Origin of the sequence: Sphaerisporangium sp. NPDC051011 (assembly GCF_040653595.1) — a bacterium.
Taxonomy (GTDB): Bacteria; Actinomycetota; Actinomycetes; order Streptosporangiales; family Streptosporangiaceae; genus Sphaerisporangium.
Genome location: NZ_JBFAGG010000009.1, coordinates 184,370 through 206,210, shown reverse-complemented (window position 1 = coordinate 206,210; position 21,841 = coordinate 184,370). Strand labels below are relative to the sequence as shown.

The 21,841-nt window shown below is 64.1% G+C and carries 17 protein-coding genes and 2 pseudogenes; 9 read left to right on the top strand and 10 right to left on the bottom strand.

Translation table 11 applies throughout. From position 1 onward, the window contains the following. Positions 1-10: 10 nt before the first annotated feature. Complete coding sequence (locus tag AB0H21_RS22230; RefSeq protein WP_358519444.1) at positions 11-862, bottom strand: helix-turn-helix transcriptional regulator; 852 nt, start codon at positions 860-862, stop codon at positions 11-13. A 231-nt stretch (positions 863-1,093) separates the two neighbouring features. Here AB0H21_RS22230 and AB0H21_RS22225 point away from each other — a divergent pair, with 231 nt between their 5' ends. Together AB0H21_RS22225 and AB0H21_RS22220 are read left to right on the top strand one after the other, a co-directional pair. Next, positions 1,094-1,342 carry a hypothetical protein gene (locus AB0H21_RS22225; protein WP_358519441.1) on the top strand — a complete coding sequence of 83 codons (249 nt, stop codon included), beginning with the start codon at positions 1,094-1,096 and terminating at the stop codon, positions 1,340-1,342. Next, the gene (locus AB0H21_RS22220; protein ID WP_358519439.1) at positions 1,342-1,749 is read left to right on the top strand and encodes an ATP-binding protein; all 408 of its coding nucleotides are present in this window, start codon (positions 1,342-1,344) and stop codon (positions 1,747-1,749) included. The genes AB0H21_RS22225 and AB0H21_RS22220 overlap by 1 nt, the downstream gene beginning before the upstream one ends. Positions 1,750-2,206: 457 nt before the next feature. On the opposite strand, the gene AB0H21_RS22215 is transcribed toward AB0H21_RS22220, so the two are convergent. Beyond that, positions 2,207-2,740 (bottom strand): hypothetical protein, encoded by a 534-nt coding sequence (locus AB0H21_RS22215; protein WP_358519436.1) that lies wholly within the window; start codon positions 2,738-2,740, stop codon positions 2,207-2,209. Between the two features lie 801 nt (positions 2,741-3,541). Between AB0H21_RS22215 and AB0H21_RS22210 the strand changes: the two genes are divergently transcribed. Both AB0H21_RS22210 and AB0H21_RS22205 read left to right on the top strand, forming a co-directional pair. Further along, positions 3,542-3,679, top strand: coding sequence for a hypothetical protein (locus AB0H21_RS22210; protein ID WP_358519433.1), 138 nt, complete (start codon positions 3,542-3,544; stop codon positions 3,677-3,679). Positions 3,680-4,159: 480 nt separating this feature from the next. After that, positions 4,160-5,490, top strand: a pseudogene (locus AB0H21_RS22205) (IS1380 family transposase). Between the two features lie 722 nt (positions 5,491-6,212). Here AB0H21_RS22205 and AB0H21_RS22200 read toward each other — a convergent pair. The 5 genes from AB0H21_RS22200 to AB0H21_RS22180 all read right to left on the bottom strand — a co-directional run bounded on the left by AB0H21_RS22200 (position 6,213) and on the right by AB0H21_RS22180 (position 15,049). Continuing rightward, positions 6,213-7,610: a hypothetical protein gene (locus tag AB0H21_RS22200; RefSeq protein WP_358519431.1), complete on the bottom strand. Its 1,398-nt coding sequence runs from the start codon at positions 7,608-7,610 to the stop codon at positions 6,213-6,215. 9 nt (positions 7,611-7,619) lie between these two features. Beyond that, a complete protein-coding gene (locus tag AB0H21_RS22195; RefSeq protein ID WP_358519429.1) occupies positions 7,620-9,668 on the bottom strand; it encodes an HNH endonuclease in 2,049 nt (682 codons plus the stop codon). Positions 9,669-10,488: 820 nt separating this feature from the next. After that, on the bottom strand, positions 10,489-11,271 hold the full coding sequence (locus AB0H21_RS22190) for a hypothetical protein (RefSeq protein ID WP_358519426.1): 783 nt from the start codon (positions 11,269-11,271) through the stop codon (positions 10,489-10,491). After that, positions 11,268-14,486, bottom strand: coding sequence for a hypothetical protein (locus AB0H21_RS22185; protein ID WP_358519423.1), 3,219 nt, complete (start codon positions 14,484-14,486; stop codon positions 11,268-11,270). The genes AB0H21_RS22190 and AB0H21_RS22185 overlap by 4 nt, the downstream gene beginning before the upstream one ends. A 233-nt stretch (positions 14,487-14,719) precedes the next feature. Next, a complete protein-coding gene (locus AB0H21_RS22180) occupies positions 14,720-15,049 on the bottom strand; it encodes a UTRA domain-containing protein (RefSeq protein ID WP_358519420.1) in 330 nt (109 codons plus the stop codon). Here AB0H21_RS22180 and AB0H21_RS22175 point away from each other — a divergent pair. After that, positions 15,048-15,254 (top strand): DUF397 domain-containing protein, encoded by a 207-nt coding sequence (locus AB0H21_RS22175; RefSeq protein ID WP_358519417.1) that lies wholly within the window; start codon positions 15,048-15,050, stop codon positions 15,252-15,254. The genes AB0H21_RS22180 and AB0H21_RS22175 overlap by 2 nt on opposite strands. A gap of 210 nt (positions 15,255-15,464) precedes the next feature. After that, entirely contained in the window at positions 15,465-15,758 is a 294-nt protein-coding gene (locus tag AB0H21_RS22170; RefSeq protein ID WP_358519414.1) for a hypothetical protein, read from the top strand. A gap of 230 nt (positions 15,759-15,988) precedes the next feature. Here the strand turns inward: AB0H21_RS22170 and AB0H21_RS22165 are convergent, their stop codons facing one another. The 3 genes from AB0H21_RS22165 to AB0H21_RS22155 are packed head-to-tail and all read right to left on the bottom strand — an operon-like array spanning position 15,989 to position 19,421. Further along, positions 15,989-16,726 (bottom strand): succinate dehydrogenase/fumarate reductase iron-sulfur subunit, encoded by a 738-nt coding sequence (locus AB0H21_RS22165; protein WP_358519412.1) that lies wholly within the window; start codon positions 16,724-16,726, stop codon positions 15,989-15,991. Continuing rightward, positions 16,723-18,648, bottom strand: coding sequence for a fumarate reductase/succinate dehydrogenase flavoprotein subunit (locus AB0H21_RS22160; RefSeq protein ID WP_358519410.1), 1,926 nt, complete (start codon positions 18,646-18,648; stop codon positions 16,723-16,725). Before AB0H21_RS22160 ends, AB0H21_RS22165 begins: the two co-directional genes overlap by 4 nt. Then, entirely contained in the window at positions 18,645-19,421 is a 777-nt protein-coding gene (locus tag AB0H21_RS22155) for a succinate dehydrogenase cytochrome b subunit (protein ID WP_358519407.1), read from the bottom strand. The genes AB0H21_RS22160 and AB0H21_RS22155 overlap by 4 nt, the downstream gene beginning before the upstream one ends. A gap of 299 nt (positions 19,422-19,720) precedes the next feature. Between AB0H21_RS22155 and AB0H21_RS22150 the strand changes: the two genes are divergently transcribed. The 3 genes and pseudogenes from AB0H21_RS22150 to AB0H21_RS22140 all read left to right on the top strand — a co-directional run bounded on the left by AB0H21_RS22150 (position 19,721) and on the right by AB0H21_RS22140 (position 21,837). Continuing rightward, positions 19,721-20,662 (top strand): LysR substrate-binding domain-containing protein, encoded by a 942-nt coding sequence (locus AB0H21_RS22150; protein ID WP_358519405.1) that lies wholly within the window; start codon positions 19,721-19,723, stop codon positions 20,660-20,662. An 8-nt stretch (positions 20,663-20,670) separates the two neighbouring features. Next, positions 20,671-20,793, top strand: a pseudogene (locus tag AB0H21_RS22145) (response regulator); the annotation flags it as partial. A 228-nt stretch (positions 20,794-21,021) separates the two neighbouring features. Further along, positions 21,022-21,837, top strand: a complete 816-nt coding sequence (locus AB0H21_RS22140; protein WP_358519403.1) for a hypothetical protein — start codon at positions 21,022-21,024, stop codon at positions 21,835-21,837. Positions 21,838-21,841 lie beyond the last annotated feature (4 nt).

The window sequence follows — 21,841 nt, the reverse complement described above, 5'->3', positions numbered from 1 at the left end:
TTTGGATCACTCAGGTGAGTCTATCCGCCGCTTGCAACAGCCTATCGGCCGAATCGTTGGGGCTGAGTGCCGCTGCTCGAAGGTAGTCGAACACCATGCCGTAGGTTCGGACCTCTTCGACTTCCTCAAGGTACAGCGCGCTGGACATGTTCTCCAGATAGACCACGTCGAGGTCGCTGGGCGTGGGGAAGCCGACGATGTTGAACGAGCCTGTCAGTGCCGGATGCGCCCCTGCTCGGAACGGCAGGACTTGAACCATGACGTTCGGTCGTCGGTCGGCCAGCCGCCGCAACTGCTCAGCCGTGACCTCTGGCGTCCCGATGCGCTGGAGCAAGACACCTTCACCGACGATCACGGCGACCTCAAGCGGCCTTTCACCGGTGAGTCGTTTCTGTCGCTCCATCTTCACAGCGACGAGGCGGCTGATCTCCTCTGGGGAATCGTTGGGACGGAACGCCTGGATGACCGCCCGCGCGTAGTCCTCGGTCTGCAACAGTCCCGGCACCAGGGTTTGCTCGTAGTTCCTGATGGTGGCCGCTTCCGCCTCAAGTCCGATCAGCGTCGCGTACTCGCTCGGCAGCACATTGCTGTAGTTCTGCCACCAGCCGCGTTGCTGGGCTTCACGCGCGAGGGCGAGCAGGTCGTCTCGTCCGGGTTCGCCCACTTGGTACAGATCGAGGAACAGGCGCAGGTCGCGGGGCCTTATTCCGCGGCGTCCGGTTTCGAGGCGGCTGAGCGACGCGGCGGTGATCTCTATCTGATCCGCCACCTCTTGCATGGTCATGCCGCGTTCGATCCTGAGTCTTCGCAGTTCAGAAGCTAGGCGACGGCGGCGCACGGTCGGGCTTGTCTCTGGCGGCATGGCATCTCCCGTTGGAAACTTCCAAAGGCAACTTCCGGAGGAAGTGGTTTTCCGGTAGCTTCCGGGAGTGTAGCGCTCCTGACTGCTCGTCGGTGGTCGGATGGCCACGCTGTTGCAAGGTCAACTGCCGTGCTCACGAAGGGCCGAGACATGAAAGCCCAGAACGACGGACACCCCCGGTCGCGTAGCAACGCTGGTACGTCGGCGAACAGTCAACGTGTTCCCCGGACGGTGAAAGAGCAGCAGTATTACCACCTGGTTCGGCTGGCCTGGAACCTGAACCGGCGGGGGCTTCGCGTGGCAGTTGATCTGCCCCTGAAGACGGAACCCGTTCTGGTGGTGCCTCGGACGACGGGGGCCTTGCGAGTCATGGCGTTCAACGCCAAGGGGACATGGGTCTACACCTGGGGCCAGGGTCCGGATCAGCGAGTGCGGGTGCTCGCCGACGACGCGCCTGACCGAATCTGGGAGCTTGTGTAATGAGGACCACCGGTGACCTACTCGGCAAGGTCGAGCTTCTCGGCCTTGGCAGTTCAGTCAAGGTCGCGCGGGCGTATGTGCGCTCAGTGCTGTACGTGGCCGGACGGCTAGACCTGGACGACGTTGAGATCCTGGTCAGCGAGGTTTTCACCAACGCGGTGCGGCACTCGAAGTCGGGGCGTCAGCCGGGGGGCGTGGTTGAAGTCCGGGTATACGACGACGGCGAGATGGTCCGGGTCGAGGTGACCGACGAGGGATCACCCAGCAGCACCCCGGCGATTCCGGAGCAGGCTGGGCCGTTCAGCGAGAGCGGCCGGGGGCTGTGGCTGGTCCGGGAGTTGTCCTCGTCGTGGGGCTGGAGCGAGAACGCCAAGGGCCGCACGGTCTGGTTCACAGTCCGAGGGTGATGTGCTCGCTCGTTCCGGTCGATATTTCGGCACTGGCCGGCGCACCTCCGTGACAGCTGGGTGAATTCTCGACCGGTGACAGGTTGTTGTCAAGCCGGGGTGGTGGTGCGGTGACTTCCCCTAACCCGCATCCCCGCCCCATCCAACTCCGCATCATCCAAGCCCGCCGAGGCAACCTCGACGCCCCCGTAGACCACGGCTTCACCGCATTCGACATCGAACGCAGGTCCCTACCAGATATCGTCAATCGCGCTGCTGACCTCGACCGCATCCTTAATCGAAATTACCGCCGCGAAGCACTCGCCCAAGGGTTTCACGAACGCTATGCAACCGCCCGCCCAGCCCTCGAAGCCAGACATCTTGAACTACTCGACTAGGCATTTATTCGGTTGTCATGGGCTCTTGGCCGCGAAGCGATGCGCCCACGTCTACAGTGGTACCGCCGATACGCAGTCGCTTAGAGTACCATCAGCTTGTAGGTTGTACGTACTCGCTTTATTACCATCAGCAGCGTCAAAACTAGGTGCATAAATAGCGCGCAGACCGATCCAGAGAGAAATGGCGGCAGCCCCTTGGGTCCCGCCAAATCGAACCCCGCACCCACCATCAGTATCGCTGTTAGTAGGAGACCTACCCCGCAGGCGTAGGACACGTTCGCCCTCAGTTCTTCTATGAGTGCACTCAATCGATCACGCCGCGAAAGCCGCGCGTCCTCAGCAACCTTCAGTCCGAGCGAGAACACATGAATGAGGAGACCAAACAGCAGGCCAGTCAGGATGGAGACGCCACCTAGCAGCTCCTCGATCCCTTTCAGTCGCCAGTCGAAGAGAATTGCAGCGAAGAAAAGAATGCCCGGAAGGCCGAAGAATATGAGATAGTCGGAACGACTCTTTCTGTGTGTGTCATTACGGTCTATCTCGTAAAGAGTATCCAGGTGATCGCGTACAAGGTACCTGAGTCCGAGTCGGCCAAGATCAGGTATGATGCGCATCGCGCCACCTCCAGGCTCTCCCAGGTCACACGACCACGCAAGGCGACCTTGGTTCTACGGACTCATCCTAACGCCCTGGTCCGACAAAAGTTGGCTCGCATGATGCGTCCAGGTCTCACGGAGAGCGTGCACGGGGACATGACTTCCCAAGTCGTATACGAATTGAGGCAGCTGTTCGCGCTCTATGACTATGGTTCGCCGCGCGTCTCCACTCTCAACTTGCAACTCTGACGCCTCTCTCTCGTATTGACTGGGGTTTCCTGGCCGGAGATCCGGATACTCGTCTAGATTGAATGCGACAGGTGTACCCTTCTCCGTGAGATTGCGTAGAGATGCTTGCAGGTTTCTACCGATTCTGTGGGCTACCAAACCGCCCGCCGTTATCCGCAGGTCCTTGGCTCGACTCCTATCGGGACCGACATCCTCTATCCGGGTCGAACGGTAAACAGATGTGATCTGATTTACCTCGGCATGCTCCAGAAAGGCACTCCAAGCCTTCGGGTCGACATGAGCGTAGGTTTTGAGCTGAACGTTGTAATCTCGTGCGATTGGACCCAAAATATGACGATCGATAGCGTTTCGGAAGTGGCGTGCACCTATCCGCTCGCAGAAAATCAGTCCGTCATGGGAGTTTGGGGGAAGGAAGATCATAGAGCGCATGGATGTCATCATCGCTGTTCGCTCGTCGATTTCACTCTCTTCGCCAGTGTCAAGATGTACGGCATTACCCAGAAGTCCATATGGACCCGATGTTCCATGAATCAAGATCGCTCTGTCTGAGCTTGCAGCACGATCAATACGATGCGCATATTCGAAGCGCTTCTCAGTAAGGATTTCACCCTTACACTTCGCGAGATGCTTCTCAAGAAGGGGGAGAAGGTCCGTCCCTTGACGATCCAGATCGTCAAGCTGACGTTCATCGGCCGGGCGTCCACGTAGGTGCGCGCGCAACTGGAACACCACGTAGCCATACCGTGCCATGGCCAGACCTCCCAAGTTCCGTTAGGTGGCAGGACGTAATGTCAGACCCGCCATCTTACGCCCAAGAAGGTACCACTACTGCCAGCGTAATCCCGGACTGCAACAAGCCGCATAAGTCGGTATGCGACAAAAAGGATAAACGCCGCTTTTCGTCTGGAAGTTAAGGTGTGCGCATGAGAAGTCGATCAAGAGCGGCCGAGCACAAATGATCTAGAAGGCATTGGAAGCACAGGTGCGGGGCCTAAGCCTGGATCCACCGAGGTCAATCTGAGTTGAATGCCCTGAAATGAAAGGAGGTGCCCTCCGGCCTGGGATGATGGGAGTTGTCTACGCTTCCATCGGCCAAACCAAAAGGACACCTCGTAAGTGCAAGTCTCTCACGCTCCTGGCAAGACCCATGCGGTGTTCGACGATGACCATCTGATCGCGTACGCAGGGCTGGTACCGGTCATGCGACTGGCCGAACGCTGTGGTCTGGCAGGGCTGGTGGGCGAGCATGTCCGCGTTGCCGGCCCGTGCGGGGTGAACGCGCCGGCGAAGATCAGCTCGATTGTGGCCGGGATGGCCGCCGGGGCCGACTCGATCAATGATCTGGACCTGCTGCGGCACGGCGCGATGACCAAGCTGTTCGACGACGTGCGTGCCCCACGCTGGGTTCGTTCCTGCGCGCCTTCACCTGGGGTAACGTCCGGCAATTGGAGAAAGCCGGCCGCCAGTTGCTGATCCAGCTCGCCGGGCACACCCCGCTGCTGCCCGGAGCCGGCGTGGTGGCGTTCCTGGACATCGACTCCACCCAGAAGCGGATCTACGGCCCCGGCAAACAGGGCGCCGGGTTCGGCCACACCAAGATCCAGGGCAAATCGGTGATGATCCGTGGGCTGAACGCGCCGGCCGCGGTGATCTCCACACCGCTTTCAGCTCCCGTGATCGCCGCCACCCGGCTGCGCGGCGGCACCGCCAACTCCGCCCGCGGCGCGGCTTCGCTGGTCACCGAGTCCATCGGCGTGGCACGCGCCGCCGGGGGCGGCGGCATCCTGGTGGCCCGCTTCGACTCCGCCTACTACTCCGCATCGGTCGCGCACGCCTGCCTGCGCCAAGACGCCCACTTTTCCATCACCGCGAAGATGGACAAGAAGATCAAAGCCACGATCGCGGCGATCCCCGAAGCCGCCTGGCAGGCGATCAAGTACACCGATGCGGTATTCGATGACCCATCGGGCCGGTGGATCTCCGATGCCGAAGTCGCCGAAACCACCTACACCGCCTTCACCTCCAAGAAGAACCAGGCGGTGACCGCCCGGCTGATCGTCCGCCGGGTCAAAGACCTCAACCCCCGAGCGGCCACCGGACAAGACGAACTGTTCACCGCCTGGCGCTACCACGCCGTCTTCACCAACAGCCCGTTCGAACTCATCCAGGCCGAACGGCACCACCGCGGCCACGCCATCGTCGAGCAGGTCTTCGCCGACCTGTTCGACGGCCCGCTCGCCCATCTGCCTTCGGGCGACTTCAACGCCAACGCCGCCTGGCTCACCCTGGCCGCCCTCACTCACAACCTCACCCGCGCGGTCGGCTGCCTGGCCGGACCCATCCACGCTCGTGCCCGCACAGCGACCCTGCGCCGCCACCTGATCAGCCTTCCCGCCCGGCTCGCCCGCACCGGACGCGATCACATCACCCTGCACCTGCCCCGGCACTGGCCCTGGCAGCGCCCCTTCACCAACATCTTCGACATCACCCACCGGCCACCCCCGGCCAAGGCGGCCTGACCAGCCCCAACCCCCCGGTCACCACACCTGAGACGACCACGCGGTCACCCACACGCGCCCCGAGCACCACATCCCCGAGCCAACACACCGTGGACAAGCCGACGAGACCCGGGCGGCCGCACCCCCACGCCCACATTCACCAGGCCCAACCGCTCACGGGGAAATTGAACCCACAAGATCACGCACAGAGCAGCGCGGTGGATTCAGGCTAAGGCCTGACTGCGAACCCCAGGCTGGAATAGCTCATGCTTTGGTCACAGGCATGCGGACGTCTTCTGACTTTCTGAGATCGCTTCCGACTTCGCTCTTATGTGTCAAGGCGCCGACGCTCTGCGCCGCCGCACGGCCCGCCGCTCGCCCGCCGTCCGGGCGTGCGGGTGTGGGCGCCCGCCGGTCCCGGTCCGCGGCGGGAACGCGAGCCGCCCGCCGTACGCGGCGCTCGCCATACCAGACCGCACCCACCGACAAAGGACGCGCCACCGTCTCACAGATACAGCACGACGATCGCCATGCTGTGGCCAGCCACCGCAGGTAGTTGGGGGCGATCGGTGGGCCGAGACCTCGTTCCTCAGTCTCGGCCCACCGCATAACCCGCTACCCGCCCCACAAGCAACCCGTTCTGGTCAAACGATGCTTGTACCACGCAGCTATCGGGAGATAAAACCCACGTCCGGCCGCTCACTGTCGATACTGGCCTTGGCTGATATTACCCACAGAATGGGTCACGCATCCTCGGACGTTCGGCTCTGCTCTACTGGTGCCGCTCTCTTGATGAGAGCTAGGCATCTTGTGACAGTCTCAAGAAGTCGTTCCAAGCTTTCGACGGTTTCCTGATCGGATAGGCCGTCCGCAGCGTCAAAGTCCAGATCCGCGAAAGCTCGTGCAGCTCTTCGGATGCGCCCGTTGAGGAGTGCTCGACGCTCGTTAGATTGAATCTCCGGATTGTCATCGATCACTTGACCGATGAGCTGCTGCAACCTGTCGTAAGCACTCGCTGCCGACAGTGCAGCACTAGGCGTCTCAGCCCGCTCAGCTAATGCCAAGTGTTGTCTTGCCTCGGCCTGTACCTTTTCCGGTGCCTTCACAATTTGGCCGGCAGGAGTTTTTATGGTCCCCTCTTCGGCCACTCGCCTAATGAATCCGAGCTGGTCGATTCGCCTTGTCTCGACGGTGACTGCTCTCTTGAAATCGGTATCCGAAATAAGGGTGCTAGCCATCGTAGCCTGAAGCTCGATATCGTCCCGCATGCGGTCCAGCAAAGCGGAACGTGCAGCCTCTGCTGTCTTCCAATCGGCGAGAATTGCAGCCCGCAGTGCGGTGGGATTCTCGGAAACCTCGAGGGCTTTCGTAGGTTTGATTCCCTCAGCTTCTGCCGCAGCCGCTATCAGAGCGCCACGCTCAGTGAATGCTCCCTTGCGACTACTGTAGTATAGATTCCACTCCTCGGCTGGGGGCAACTCAATTGGCTCATGACCAGGATATAGATCATCCGGCCCTTTCGTTACCACGCCATCTGCACTCGCAGCTTCCCAAGCGCGATAGTATCGCATGACTCGGTCAGCAGATATACCAGCACGTTTCGCGAACTCTTGGGCTGATATTTTGTTGGATTCGTGGGTTGTCGTACTCGTGCTTGCAGTGACAGTACTTTTGCTTAGTCGGACCTGGCAGGCGACGAAGAATCCGAGCCACCAACCTCCAGACCGATCCAGGGCAACCCATGCCTTGATATCACGGTTACGCTGGTCTTCTGTGTATCCGGTAATCCCATCCTTGGCGAGCAAACGAATTACCTCAGCCCGCATCGCAGCCATCTCTTGACGGACGCTTTTTGCTCCCTCGTGTGGATGACGAATCTGCAGGAGAGCATGGATGTCTTCCGCGCGATGCCCGAGGCCAAATGGCGGCTTAGCTTCGACGAAAGCCCTGAAGGAGGTAAACGGCTTATCTGTGTTAACCCCCGACGGAACTTGCCGCCACGTATTGTCGGCGATCACGGAAGCCAGCAGCTCCAAAAAGCCGCCCGGGGTCCCTCCGTCCCGCTCCAACGTATGGCGCAGTCGGTAAATACGCTCCTGTTCGGGAGTGAGGTGAGCGTTTGACTCGATGCGAACAGTCATCATTGCCTCCTACATGAGTGCCAGTGCGGCCCGGAGTCGCTTCTCCGCACGCTCTACGGTGTTGGCGGTAGTGGCGTTGTATCCGCACGCATCATTGACGCGGCCCGTAACCCTAGTGATGGCCTCTTGATACCCAGGTGCGCCAGGAAGGATACCAGTGGCGGCCAGGTACTTAGTGATAGCGTTTCTGGTCCGACTCTTGTAGTCCTCAATAAGTTCTTTGTCGGTCTTCGGAACCTGAATAGTTGGAACCTCGACGTAAACTTCTCGTTCCGGCTCCGTTTGCGGGCTTGATTCACCGCCTGCCTGCTTGGTTCTGATTCCGTATAGGTCGAGGAATTTCACGAGTTTGGTCGCGTCCTCCGCAGAATCCACCGCGACCTTGATGGACTCGATTAACATCAGTTCATCTGACTCCACGTCAGTGTCGTTGCTCGCTGCACGCGTCGTTGTCGCGATAGCCGATTCCACATATGAAAGAGGGCGCTGTATCTCAGCTGTGCCACCTTCGCTGATAATGTCGCGTTCTTGGACGCGGCGAAGGCCTTGATCTAGCTCTCCACGCAGAAGGCTGAGGAATTCCTTCATCTTCGGGTCGTCGGGTGCGACAATGACGCAAGATTGCTCTCTGGCCGGCATGTCCTTCCATACCCGTAGTCCGCGACCTACCAGCTGCATCAGATGACCGCCGTCTCGGTAGTGCGTCAGAATGCCTACGACCGTGATTTGTGGGCAGTCATAGCCAATGAAGGCCATTCGAACTGTAACAAGGACGTCCATCGGCTTTGCCTTGAAGTCCGCAAGGGCCACCGGAGCATCCGTATCTGAAGAGACCGCAATACCAACTCTCAAGCCCGGATACTTGCTTTGGAGGTATTTTTGGACCGCTTTCGCTTCGTTCTGTCCCATGCAGGAAATCAAGCCTCGATACGAGGAATTGAACTTCTGCTTGTCGCGGACTTTAGTTACGACTCTATCCGCCAGCGGTTCCCATGTCTTTGGGTCTCTCAAGACGTCAGCAAGGTCTTCGCCATTGTCGGATAGGTTATAGGTGAGGGTGTTCTCACCTTTCATGCGGTCTGCGGGATCTCCGAGCGTTTTTTGTGTGACCTGAGAGTTCGTGAGATGCAATTCGAATGTGCGCAGATAACGCTCTGCAATACCATCGGCGTAAGTAGCTTCCGCGTGACGAACGAGAGAGCGGAGGCCGCGGGAGTCGCCTGCCTTCGGGTCATTGTATTCCGCCAATACCAACGGCTGATTGTCTGCCCTATACGGCGTGCCCGTGAGGAGGAGGGTGTGCATTGCGAAGCCATGAAGCTTCTCAATCAATGCGCCGGCTTTCGTTCCGCCGCCCTCGCTGTCTTTTGAATCTCCGCAGAATTGGGCTTCATCGGCAACAAGCAGGAATCGCCCTTGGTGTCTGTGCGCCCATTCGGCGAAGATACGCTCGTTAATTGCAAGCGCACTGTACGTTGAGACAAACCCCGACCCAGGCTCATAGTCGAACGTGAGAGGAAGCTCCTTGACGCGGTGACGGATCTTGCCGAGCCGTCGTGTGCTATCAAAGAGAAGGCACGTTCCGGACGGCGGCTCAGAGGGTCTGCCGTGCATCCAGTCGATCTCGCACTGCTGCGCGAGCGCTACGCGCGGAACAAAAACAGCGATGTTGTCGATCAACCCTTCACGGAAGAGCCTCGTGCCTAGCGCTAGATAGGCGAGTGTCTTGCCAGACCCTGGCGATGCCAAAACGATCGTCCGATCGCGACCCGACCTCACGCCATCCATGACCTGGGTGATCACATCTGCCTGGAAGGGCCGTGGCTGGAAGGCGTCGACGTACGACATCTCACGTCCTTTGGTCAAATTGCAGACAGAGCAAAGAGCTTGGCCGTTCTCCAGAGCGGTCGGCCCGCCAGCGGCCCAAGGGATTCGATGGTCGGCATGCCAGTCCACATCAAGTGGGCTACCACACACTTGGCACAGGCCGCCAGCATGCAAATAAAGGATTTGTCGCTGCGTCGAGCTGAAGAATCGCTGTGGATCTCGCTCGATCATGCCGCAGCCTCCTCCACTGCTCGCCCTGGCGCTCTGGCAGGTTACTGCGGAGCACCGACAGAATTGATTGACGCGTCGAGATGAGACATCTCGGTTTGGTGACATCCTGCTTACTCGCTGTTGAGCGATGGGGCCGGCGGAATGCCGTAGGGCGACCGTGAGGGAGTTCGGCCGGCGCCACTGCGGCTGAAAGTGGATCTTGCTAAGGTCCGCGGACTACCCAAGGATCTTTGTCTCCTGCGGAGGAGTGATGTCCCCTGCCTCGTGGGCGTATGAGTTGCCGGGGCGGCAGTGCTCCGGTGTGCGGCGGGTTCGTTTGGTGCGGCGGGCGCTCGGTGCGGCGGAGCGGCCCGGAGTTTCCGCCGCCGGGACCGGCCGCCAGGGCCGCACGCCCGGCGTGCGGAAGGGCTCCGGGCCGGGTGCGGCGGCGCGGAGCGCTGCCGCCTTGCACCCGTAAAGAAAATCTAGACGAGCTCATAGGGCCAGCAGTGTCCGGGCCGAGTGTACGGCGAAGCCTTGGGGCTGGCCGATCGCGAACCGGAGCCGGCCGTTATCGTGCAGGCCAAGGGGGACATCGTCGCCCAACTGCCTGGGGTGCAGGCGATGTCCCAGGCGCTGACCGGTTCCCGTATGGTCACTCTGACCGGGGGGCACGCACCCGCGGCGCCTACGTGTTCCACGAGCATCCCTACGCCGGCGAGAGGTCGGCGCCTACCTGGATTCCGGCCGCCTGCCGACCTCCGACCTGACCTGTACCAGCGGATCCCGACAACCGCTGTCTGCGGTGCCGACCCGTTCGTCTGCGGGGCTCCGTCCCTCTTCAGGAACTGCCGACCCGCCAAGTCTCCTCGACGCGCTGGAGGAACGCCTCGCCGGTGAGTTCGGTCGCCGCGCAGACCGAGTACGCCACGAGCAGCGCCGCGCGTGCGTTGCGTTTACCCAGGAGGCCCAGCCTGTCGAGGATCTCGTAATACGGCACCGGCAAGGTGAGATTCTGAGCGGCGCTGATCTCCTGCACGCAGAACTGCTCGACGGCTGCGCGTACGTCGAGTCCCGAGGCCAGGCGCTCTCGGCGGAGGTTGACGTTGCGCAGCAACTTCTGCCGATAGCCGTAATTGAAGCGGGCGTTCAGGTCCCGGCACACCGCCTCGAATATGGTTTCCGGCTCGACGGAGGCGTTGTCCCTCCACGCTTTCGTCAGCTTCGTATCGCGCCGGACCAGCAGGCTGACGCGTTCCAGGTCGGACAGTGCCTTCGCCGACTCGCGCAAGAATGCCTCCGCCGCCGCCTCCCAGGACCGGTCACGGGTCCACTCCGTATAGAAGTCTTTCGCCTTCAGGTTGTCGTCGTGCTGCTTCGCCGTCCGTAGCTGGTAGACGGCGTTGTTGAAGTTCGCGACGTACGGTGAATCCTCGACCGAACGAAGAAAGGTCACATCGGTACGGATGCTCTCGCGGAAGAGCTTGTAGTATTGCGTGACCAGCGCGTCGAAGGCGGCTTCGGTGCCCGGTCGCGGATTTGGATCGACCGGCGCCTCGTAGCTCAGTGTCATACCTGTGCATATCAGCTTATTACGGGCGAGCCCGGCGAGGGGATCGGTCATCGCAGCCGCGTCTCGCGGTACAGGGTACGGGGCTCGGCAACGGGTCCCCGCGTAAGCTTGAATCCGATCATAAAGGCGGGCAGTCGCTGGTGCCTGGCGAACTGCTGAGAGATCGAGAAGAGGCGCGGCTCGAAGTAGACCTTCGTGCTCAGTTCGTCGACCCAGACCTCACCACCCTGCTCGTCCGTCCACTCGACCCTGCCGGTGAAGATCCTCGGGGCGCCAGACTCGTCGCCAAGCAGCACCAGGGTGTGGATGCGCCGTGGCAACTGCCTGGTCATCTGCTCGACTTGCCGGAACGTGTGCTTGGCCTCGGTGTAGTTGCCTGAGACGAAGAGAGCCAGCGCCTTGACGAAGGTGAGCTTGTAGCGATCGGGAAGCTCGGTGTCTCTGAGGTCGGCGGCGAGCCCGAGCAGGGTGGCCAGGTCCGCCTGTGAGAAGTGGATCGGTATGCGGCCGCCTCGAAGCAGCCGTTGTCCGGTGATCTTCTTCCAGGTCAGCTCCAGGAGCAACTGGGCGCAACGCCAGTCGCTGCGGGTCGTCGGCGGTGCTTCTCGCAGACGGGTGAGCGCATTGACCTCGCCCACCGGTCCCTCATCGGCTTCGAACTTAGCCAGGAAGTAGATCGCGGCCGGATCAGCGTTCTGTTCCAGGCTACGGAGGTTCGCCCACAGCGCGTCGTCATTGGCCAGGAGCTTGTTGAGTTCGGCGCTGCGCCGGTCGAGGTTCGCCCGCTGCGCCTCGCTCAGCGGCACCCGGTCGACCGAGTCCAGCGTGGCGACGGCATTGGTGAGGCGGTCGAGCCGCTCATGGAGAGAGAGCGCGTTGGTCTTGATCGCGTCACGGGTCGACCATGCCAGCACGTCGATTGGATAGAGGTTCCCCGGATCGATGGCCCGCGCCTGGAGCACCGCCCGGAGGATGTCGTCGAGCCGGCCGACGATTCCGGCTGCCCCGGCAGCCTCGGGCTGCGTGGAGATTTCATGAGTTATCGCACCCAGCGTCGAGGCCAGTTCTACCGTCAGCGACAGGCGCATCATCCCCTTGACGCTGCTTTCGGACAGCATCTCCTCGATCAGGTCGCGGTTGTACTCGAGATCGGCGATCCGCTCTTCCGAGGTTCCGTCACCTCGTCCCTGACGCCAGTGGACGAAGCCGCGTACGAAGATCGACTCCTGCAGCACGAGGCGGGGGTGGAGGCGTCCGGCCTCCGCCAGCCGATCGGCGAGTGCCTCGGCTATCTCACCGTAGTGCGGCTTGTACCTGGAGTCGTTCAACTTCGGGCTGAGCCGTTCGAGGAGCGAGACCACGAACGAAACCTCGTCCGTCTCGCCGGTGTAGCCCTCGTTGATCCGGACCTTCCGGATCACCTCGGTGATGATTTCGATCTCCGCCTCGAGGGAGATCTCGTGTTGAGCCAGGAGTTCTGCCTCGAGATGAGAGCGGATGGTCAGAAAGTACTCGCCGCTGTCGTCCTCAATATCGCGGACGATGTCGAACGAGTTCAATACGTCCAGGATGCTCTGCGAACCCTCACGACCCAGGATGCGCAGCGCCAGGTCGATCGGGACGGGCACGCCATGCCGGGTGGCCGCCAGTGCCAGAGCTGTCACCTGCTGGATCGGGCTACGCTCGCCGAAGGTCTGCTCGATGAGTGGCTTCTCGTCCGCCGCCGGGCCGGGGAGCATCTCGCCGATGTCGAACCCGGCAGCCTGGAACGCCGCCGTCATGGCGGTGAGACGCTCGCGCTGGCTGGCCTGCTTGCCCCGCTCCCGGACGAGCTTTTCCATTCCCTTCTCGGCGGCCCGCATCTCGTGCGCCAGGCCGCTGGTGAGGTTGAAGTGGGAGTCCGGCAGGGTGTGGTAGAGGAACGCGAGGAAGCTGGTGTCCAGGGCGGCCTTGGGGGCGCGGATCTCGATGCCGAAGGACTTCAGCAGGGCGAGGAGCTGCGTCAACTCGTTGTCAGTCAGTTGCGCTGGGGCGTCGACGGACAGGGAGTTGCTGTTTCGTGTGGCGTACCCCGAGCCGACAATGAGCACCTTGCGGCCCCGGCTGCGCAGCTGGCGCAGAAGCGCCGCGTACTCGTCCGGGTCGACCATCCCGTCCCAGACCAGGACGGTGGCCTTCGCGCCGTGATCCTCCGCCCAGGTGGCGTACATGTCGATGTCGTCGAGCGACGGTCGCACGGTGCGCCGGGACTGGTGCAGCACCGCCCACTCACCACTGCGGGCCAGTTCCATGGCAAGTGCGGCCAGCGCGACACTCTTTCCGGTCGTCGTCTGTCCCAGCAGGATGAGCGGTGCGAGAAGGTCCGGCTCCTTGAGCGCCTCCGCGACCTTCTCTGCGAGGTTCTCCTCAAAATCGCGGCGGATGTTCATGCCGGCGGCGATACCCCGCCACTGCGGTGAGCCCTCGGTGGCGCCGGCGAAACGGCGAAACCCCTGGTACCGCGCCGCCTCGGAGCTAAAGACAGGTGGCGTCAGCAGTTCGAGGTCGACGGGCCGGGCGGAGCGTCGGATCTGGTTCCACGTGTGGATGTCGATCTCGACGAAGCCGTCGCCGAGCGCGATGACGTGCTGGGAACCACGACCCGGCCCAGCCGGGCTGCCGGTGGTGAGCGCGCCAGTTTCGGCGAGTCGGCTGACCGCGTCGTCCAGCGACTCGGAGTGCAGGACGAGCTGGCCGGTGCTGACCAAGCTTGAGACGAAGGGGTCTCCGGCCCAGGGCCGTCCCGAGAAGAGGTGCACCTGGCCGGGACCGAGAGAGCGCAGGGTCGGCACCAGGTCGGTGACCGCGAGGTCGTCGCCTGGCGCCCAGCCCTCGATCACGACGACGCCTCGCGGTGTGACGGTCTCCGTCACAAGACGCACAAGCTCTTGGACGCAGCGCATCCGGGCATCCGCCATCTGCAGCGGGTTGGTCGGAGGCCGCTCGGACTCGGGCAGGTCCTGCCCGCCGAGGAGATAGCGGACCTCGAGCTCGGTCTGGCTGCGCGAGGGAGTGGACGACATGGCGCCGACCGGCATGACCGTACGCCAGTCGGTGCGGAATTGCGCTGCCACCGCGGCATCGGTTCGCGTCGTGTATATCCCGCTCCAGCGGTACTCCGCGGCGGGACTCTCGTCACGATCCGCCGATCGGCCGAGAATGAGAAATGCCGGCCCGTTGGCGAGCCGAGCAGCAAACCCCTGCAGATCGGGCATCGGCTCCGGCATCGATCTCCTCGGCACGCATCAGTGGCTCAAGCCCGGATCGTTCTCAGCGGAATAGTCTATGCGAACCGAACAGTCGAGTCTAAATCCATAGGCGTACGTCCTGTCATCGGCATGAGCGGAAGTGTCGCGCGACATGATGGCCAGACCGCGCAGAGTTTGAGTCGATAGCCACGTCGTGATCATGTAAAGCCTCAGGCGGGGCGGAAGCGTCAAGCATCAACCGAGGTCCGGCATCATAGGGCGAGCAGGACCCGACCTTTGACGTACTGCTCGGGCGGGGTGTGCTCGTCCATGGCGTCGAGTACTTCCTCAGGGATGAGGTGGCGGTTTTCGCCTGCGTGGGTGGTCTCGAACTGCTCGGCGGATGCCTTGACTTCGGTGACCTCTAGGGGGCGGTCGTCTTTGTCGCAGAGCAGGCGGCGGATGAGCAGGATGGGCGCGCCTGCTTCCATCTGGAGGCGCTGGCGTTCGTGTGCGTAGGGCATGCGGGCGGTGACCAGGGTCCGGGTGCTGGTCGGGCCTCGGCCTTCGGTGACGGCGTCGATGAAGGCGCCTGGGTCCATGCCGTACAGCAGCGGCCAGGGCGGCAACTGCGTGGAGGTCGCCACGCTCGACGGCCCGGCGAAGCTCGGCGCGACGACGTACGGCGGCCTGAACCTTGTACGCGATTCCAAGAGTCTCGACCGAGCGGTGCTGAAGTTCGCCCGCGACGAGTGGAACGTGTTCACCGCCGCCATCAAGAACGGTAGCCTCGCCACCCGCTTTTGATCTGTACTCTGTCGCCTTCAAGTTAGCGCTGCTTGGTCGGCTGATCGGCGCGACGCTGTGGTCCAGGAACTATGGATGGTGCCGAACTTCGCTAGAGGTAGGAATCGACCTGGCTACCAGCACCAGCCCTGCCGCCAGGCTTGGGAAGCACAGCCCGAGCCGAAGGCGAGGACCGCTTCGTACGCGCCGACGCACCGCGTGGGAGGTGTGATGGAAGATGCAGAACAAATGAGCGAGGCCGAGCTGGCCGAATTCTACTATGCGCATCGCAACGACCCTGGCGCACTGGGCGAAGAGGTGCTTCGCACTGAACCGAGCCGATTGTCCAGCATGGTGTCGGTCCGGTTCACGCCAGAGGAGTCCGTTCGTCTGCGCAACGCAGCAGAGGGAGCCGGGCTGACGCTGTCGTCCTATCTTCGCCAGTGCACCCTGGCCTCATGCGAACCGGCGCTCAAGCCAACGGACGGGTACACCGCCCCACCGTCACACCGTACGTGCGCATAAGAAAACCCGGCCCACAAGGAACCGGGTGGTATATGAGCCCAGGATAGCGGATGTCCCTCACTTCCGGCCGCGATCACACACCGGCCGCCGGGCTTACTGTACGTCGAGGCCACGCATCTCCCGGACTTCCGCTGAGGGGATCGCCGCGCGGCGCGTGAGTGCCTCGCCGCTGCGTGTGAAAGCCGTGCACCGGGCGGGTGGTCGGTGCACGGCTCTCGTGGGCGAGAAAGCTACTTGGCGGCTTTTAGGTAGTCGCGGTTCATTTGGGTTATTACGTCGAGGCTGATGCCCTTGGGGCAGACGGCGGTGCATTCGCCGGTGTTGGTGCAGCCGCCGAAGCCCTCCAGGTCCATCTGCTCGACCATCGCCACCGCGCGGGAGTCGCGTTCGGGCTGGCCCTGGGGCAGCAGGCCCAGGTGGGTGATCTTGGCGGCGGTGAACAGGGACGCCGAGCCGTTGGGGCAGGCGGCCACGCAGGCGCCGCAGCCGATGCAGGTGGCGGCGTCGAACGCGTCGTCGGCGTCCTCCTTCTTCACCGGAACGCTGTGCGCGTCAGGCGCGGAGCCGGCGGGGACGGAGATGAAGCCGCCCGCCTGGATGATGCGGTCGAAGGAGCTCCGGTCGACGACGAGATCCTTGACGACGGGGAACGGCGCGGCCCGCCACGGCTCGATGGTGATGGTGGCGCCGTCCTGGAAGTGCCGCATGTGGAGCTGGCACGTCGTGGTGGCCCGCTGCTCGCCGTGGGCGACGCCGTTGATGACCATGCCGCACATGCCGCAAATGCCCTCGCGGCAGTCGTGGTCGAACGCGACGGGGTCGTCGCCTTCGAGGATGAGCCGCTCGTTGAGGACGTCGAGCATCTCCAGGAAGGACATGTCCGGCGAGACGTCCGTGACCCGATAAGTCACCATGCGCCCGCTGTCGGCGGGGCCGTTCTGCCGCCAGACCTTGAGGGTCAGGTTCACTTGTAGCTCCGCTGGCTCATCTTGACGTACTCGTACTGGAGTTCTTCCTTGTGCAGCACCGGGTCCCCGTCCGGGTTGTGCTCCCAGGCGGCGACGTAGGCGAAGTGCTCGTCGTCGCGCAGCGCCTCGCCCTCCTCGGTCTGGGACTCGGCGCGGAAGTGCCCGCCGCAGGACTCGGTGCGGTGCAGGGCGTCGAGGCACATCAGCTCGGCGAGGTCGAAGAAGTCCGCGACCCGGCCGGCCCGCTCCAGCGCCTGGTTGAGGCCCTCCCCCTCGCCGGGCACCTTGACGTTGTTCCAGAACTCCTCGCGCAGCTCGGGGATGCGCTCCAGGGCCTTGCGCAGGCCCTCCTCGGTGCGCTCCATGCCGCAGTGGTCCCACATGAGCTTGCCGAGCTCGCGGTGGTAGGAGTCGGCGGTACGGGTGCCGCCGACCGCGAGCAGCCGTCCGATCTTGCCGGTGACCTGGCCGACGGCCTCGTCGACGTCCTCCTGCGCGACCTCGCCGAAGGGACCGGCGGCGAGGTAGTCGCCGATGGTGGTGGGCAGCACGAAGTAGCCGTCGGCGAGGCCCTGCATGAGGGCGGACGCGCCGAGGCGGTTGGCGCCGTGGTCGGAGAAGTTGGCCTCGCCGATGACGAACATGCCGGGGATGGTCGACTGGAGGTCGTAGTCCACCCACAGCCCGCCCATCGTGTAGTGGACGGCCGGGTAGATGCGCATGGGCCGGGTGTAGGGGTCCTCGCCGGTGATGCGCTCGTACATCTCGAAGAGGTTGCCGTACTTCTTCTCGACGGCGTCCTTGCCGAGGCGGGCGATGGCGTCGGCGAAGTCCAGGTACACGCCGAGGCCGCCCGGTCCGACGCCTCGGCCCTCGTCGCAGACGTTCTTGGCGGCACGGGACGCGATGTCGCGCGGCACCAGGTTGCCGAAAGCCGGATAAATCCGCTCAAGGTAGTAGTCGCGCTCGGCCTCCGGGATGTCCCCCGGCGCCCGCGTGTCCCCCGCCTGCACCGGCACCCACACGCGCCCGTCGTTGCGCAGCGACTCCGACATCAGCGTCAGCTTCGACTGGTACTCGCCGCTCACCGGGATGCAGGTGGGGTGGATCTGCGTGTAGCACGGGTTCCCGAAGTACGCCCCCCGCCGGTGCGCCCGCCAGATGGCCGTGGTGTTGCACCCCTTGGCGTTGGTCGACAGGAAGAACACGTTGCCGTACCCGCCGGTCGCGAGCACGACGGCGTCCGCCAGGTGCGTCTCGATCTCGCCGGTGACCAGGTCGCGGACGATCACGCCGCGCGCCCGCCCGCCGCTGATGACCAGGTCGAGCATCTCGTGCCGGGTGTGCATCTCGACGGTCCCGGCCGCGATCTGCCGCTCCAGGGCCTGGTACGCGCCGAGCAGGAGCTGCTGGCCCGTCTGCCCCCGCGCGTAGAACGTACGGGAGACCTGCGCGCCGCCGAAGGACCGGGTGTCGAGCAGCCCTCCGTACTCGCGGGCGAACGGCACGCCCTGGGCCACGGCCTGGTCGATGATGTTCACGCTGACCTGCGCGAGCCGGTAGACGTTCGACTCGCGGGCCCGGAAGTCGCCGCCCTTGACGGTGTCGTAGAACAGGCGGTGGATCGAGTCGCCGTCGCCGCGGTAGTTCTTGGCCGCGTTGATGCCGCCCTGCGCCGCGATCGAGTGCGCGCGCCGGGGCGAGTCCTGGTAGCAGAACGACTTGACCTTGTACCCGAGCTCGCCCAGCGTCGCCGCGGCCGACCCGCCCGCGAGCCCGGTGCCGACGACGATGACGTTCAGCTTGCGCTTGTTGGCCGGGTTGACCAGCTTGGCGGAGAAGCGGCGCTGGTCCCAGCGGTCCTCGATGGGCCCGTCCGGGGCCTTGGTGTCGCGGATCGGCGCGCCGGTCGTGTAGTTCACTTCACAACTCCGATCATCACGGCGACGGGGACGGACACGAAGCCGAGGACCAGCACGGCCGCGAAGACGGCGGCGAGGCCGTTGAGCAGGTGGCGCCTGCGGCCGTTCGCCAGCCCGAGGGTCTGGAAGGCGCTCCACAGGCCGTGGCGCAGGTGGAGGCCCACCATGACGAGGGCGACGATGTAGAAGGCCGTGACCCACCACCGGGAGAGGTCGAACCCGGCGACCACGCGGTCGTACGGGGTGGCGTCGTAGCCCTTGGGGTTGACGGCGCCGAAGGTGAGGTCCAGCAGGTGCCAGATCACGAACAGCAGGATGACGACCCCGCCGTACCGCATGGTGTGGACGACGTAGCCGCTGGCCTGCGATCTGCGCTTGGCCGCGTACTTGACGGGCCGGGCCCTGCGCGCGCGGCGGGCCAGCGAGACGGCCGACCACATGTGCAGCGCGACGGCGGCGGCCAGGCCGATCTCGGTGAGGGTCAGCAGCGTCCGGCCGGGCAGGGCGGGCTCGCCGACGGTGCGCAGCCACTCGGCGTAGGAGTTGAAGGAGTCCTCGCCGAGGAAGATCTTCAGGTTGCCCAGCATGTGACCGATGAGGAACAGCACCAGAACGGCGCCGCTGACGGCCATGACCGCTTTCCTGCCGTTGGACGTCCCGAGCAGGCTCGGGCGCCCTCCCCGGACCGGCCGGTCAGGGCCCGGCTTCCTGGGGGTCGTGGGGACACGGGGCACCTCGGCCGTCGCCGCGCCTCGTTCGATCGTCGATGTCACATTTTCCGACGGTAGGTAAGGCAGACATAAGCCGTCCAAGTCATCGCGTGCCTTGTCTCGATAGCCGGAGGCTATGCACCGTGGCCCCAACCTCGCGCGGCCGCGACCGGGGGGCCGCGCGTGCGAGCAATATCACAACGCGGGCGGCGATGAGGCCGCGGGAAACTCACGATGCGGGCGTCGGCGAGACCGGAGGAGACGCACGATGCGGGCGGCGGCCGGGCCGGAGGAGGCTCACCGTGCGGGCGGCGATGAGGCCGGGGAAGATCGGCGGAAACGGCCACCGTACGCTGTGAATCGTGCAGCTCCAGCAACTCGCCTCGTTCGTCGCTGTGGCGGAGACCGCACATTTCACACACGCCGCCGAGCGCATGCGGCTGGCCCAGCCGTCCCTGAGCAAGCAGATCAAGGCGCTGGAGACCGAGCTCGGCGCGCCCCTGTTCAGCCGCGCCCGGGGCAACGTGACCCTCACCCCGGCGGGTGAGGCGCTGCTCCCCCTGGCCCGGCGCATGCTGGCCGACGCCGAAACCGCCCGCCGCGAGGTGGCCGAGCTGGCGGGGCTGCGCCGGGGGCGGGTGCGGCTGGGCGCGACCCCTTCCCTGTGCGCGGGGCTGCTGGCCGAGGCGCTGGCCCGTTTCCACCGGGACTATCCCGGGATCGACCTGCTGGTGGAGGAGGGCGGCTCGCGCGACCTGGTGCGGGACCTGGCGCGCGGCGGGCTCGACCTGGCCCTGATCATCCTGCCGTTGCAGAGCAGCGATCCGTCCCTGGTCACCCAGGAGATCCTGCGGGAGAACCTCGTGGTGGCCTCCCCGACCGGGGTGGGCGGGCGCAGGCCGTACTTCAGGATCGACGAGTTGCGCGGACGGCCGATGGTGATGTTCCGCCGGGGGTACGACCTGCGCGAGGCGACGCTGAACGCCTGCCGCCAGGCCGGGTTCGAGCCGCGCTTCGCCGTCGAGGGCGGCGAGATGGACGCGGTGCTGCGCTTCGTGGAGGCGGGGCTGGGGGTGGCGGTGGTGCCGTCGATGGTGCTCGACGGGCGGCCGGGGCTGTCGGGCACTCCACTCGCCCCGCCGGGGCTTCGTCGCGCGATAGCGCTCGCTCGGCGCAAGGACGTGGAGCCCACCCGGGCGGCGCACGCCTTCCGCGCCACGTTGCTCTCCTACCTGTCCGAGGCCGCGGAGGAGGGGTCGTTGCCGCAGGGTGTCGAGCTGGCGAGACCTCAGGCGGACGCGTGACGCGGGGTCTCCACGCCAACGCCTACGTCGCCAAGCCGGTCGACTTCGACCAGTTCATTCGCGTGGTCCGCCGGATCGACGACTTCTTCGCGACAGTCGTTAAACTGCCAAGAGGTGGACAGCGTTCCTGACGGGTTCTCGAGCCTGACAGCGACGTGACGGGAATCACACGAGGTCAGTCGAAAAAGTGAGTGACCCTGTCCACACGCAGGGTTCCACCCGTCGTAACGTAGCCCGCACCGGCCACGCGCGCGGCTGCGTCCGGCGCGGAGCACACGCGCGCGGCACCCCAGCCAAGTTGAAAGCCCGGACCCTCGCCCCTCAGGCGGCAAAGGCCGGGGAAGGTGGAGAGTTCTCCCATGACCCAGACAACGGCCGGTCGTCCGACCGGCGAACCGGCGCAAAGGAAGCAACGGGCGCAGATCGCGGCCCGCACCCTGCGCACGGATCGATGGTGGCTGGCCCCCGCCATCACATTCGCGGCGTTGGCGTCGTTCCTCGTCTACGGACTCTGGGCGATCTTCGACAAGAGCTACTTCGTCGAACCCTACATCGCCCCATTCTCGTCGCCCTGCCTGGCGACGTCGTGTCCGGAAGGCGCGCGATTCCTCGGCCTCGCCCCCTTCGGCGACTGGTGGACGTTGCCGCCCGGCATTTTGATCCTCGGCCTGCCGGCCGGTTTCCGTCTCACCTGTTACTACTACCGCAAGGGTTACTATCGCGCGTTCTGGCTCTCGCCGCCCGCGTGCGCGGTGGCCGAGCCGCACAAGAAGTACACCGGTGAGACGCGCCTGCCGCTGATCATCCAGAACATCCACCGCTACTTCTTCTACGGCGCGGTGCTGATCGCCATTGTGCTGACGTGGGACGCCGTGCTGGCCCTGCGGGACGAGCACGGCGCGTGGGGTCATTTCGGGCTCGGAACGGCCATCCTGTGGATCAACGTGGTGCTGATCTGGTCGTACACGCTGAGCTGCCACTCCTGCCGGCACATCACGGCCGGCCGGCTCAACCACTTCTCCAAGCACCCCCTGCGCTACAAGATGTGGACCTTCGTCTCGAAGCTGAACCGCCGCCACATGCTGCTCGCCTGGCTGTCCATGTACTCGGTCATGCTGGCCGACCTGTACGTGCGGCTGGTCGCCAAGGGCATCGTCAACTTCCCGCTCGCTTAAGGAT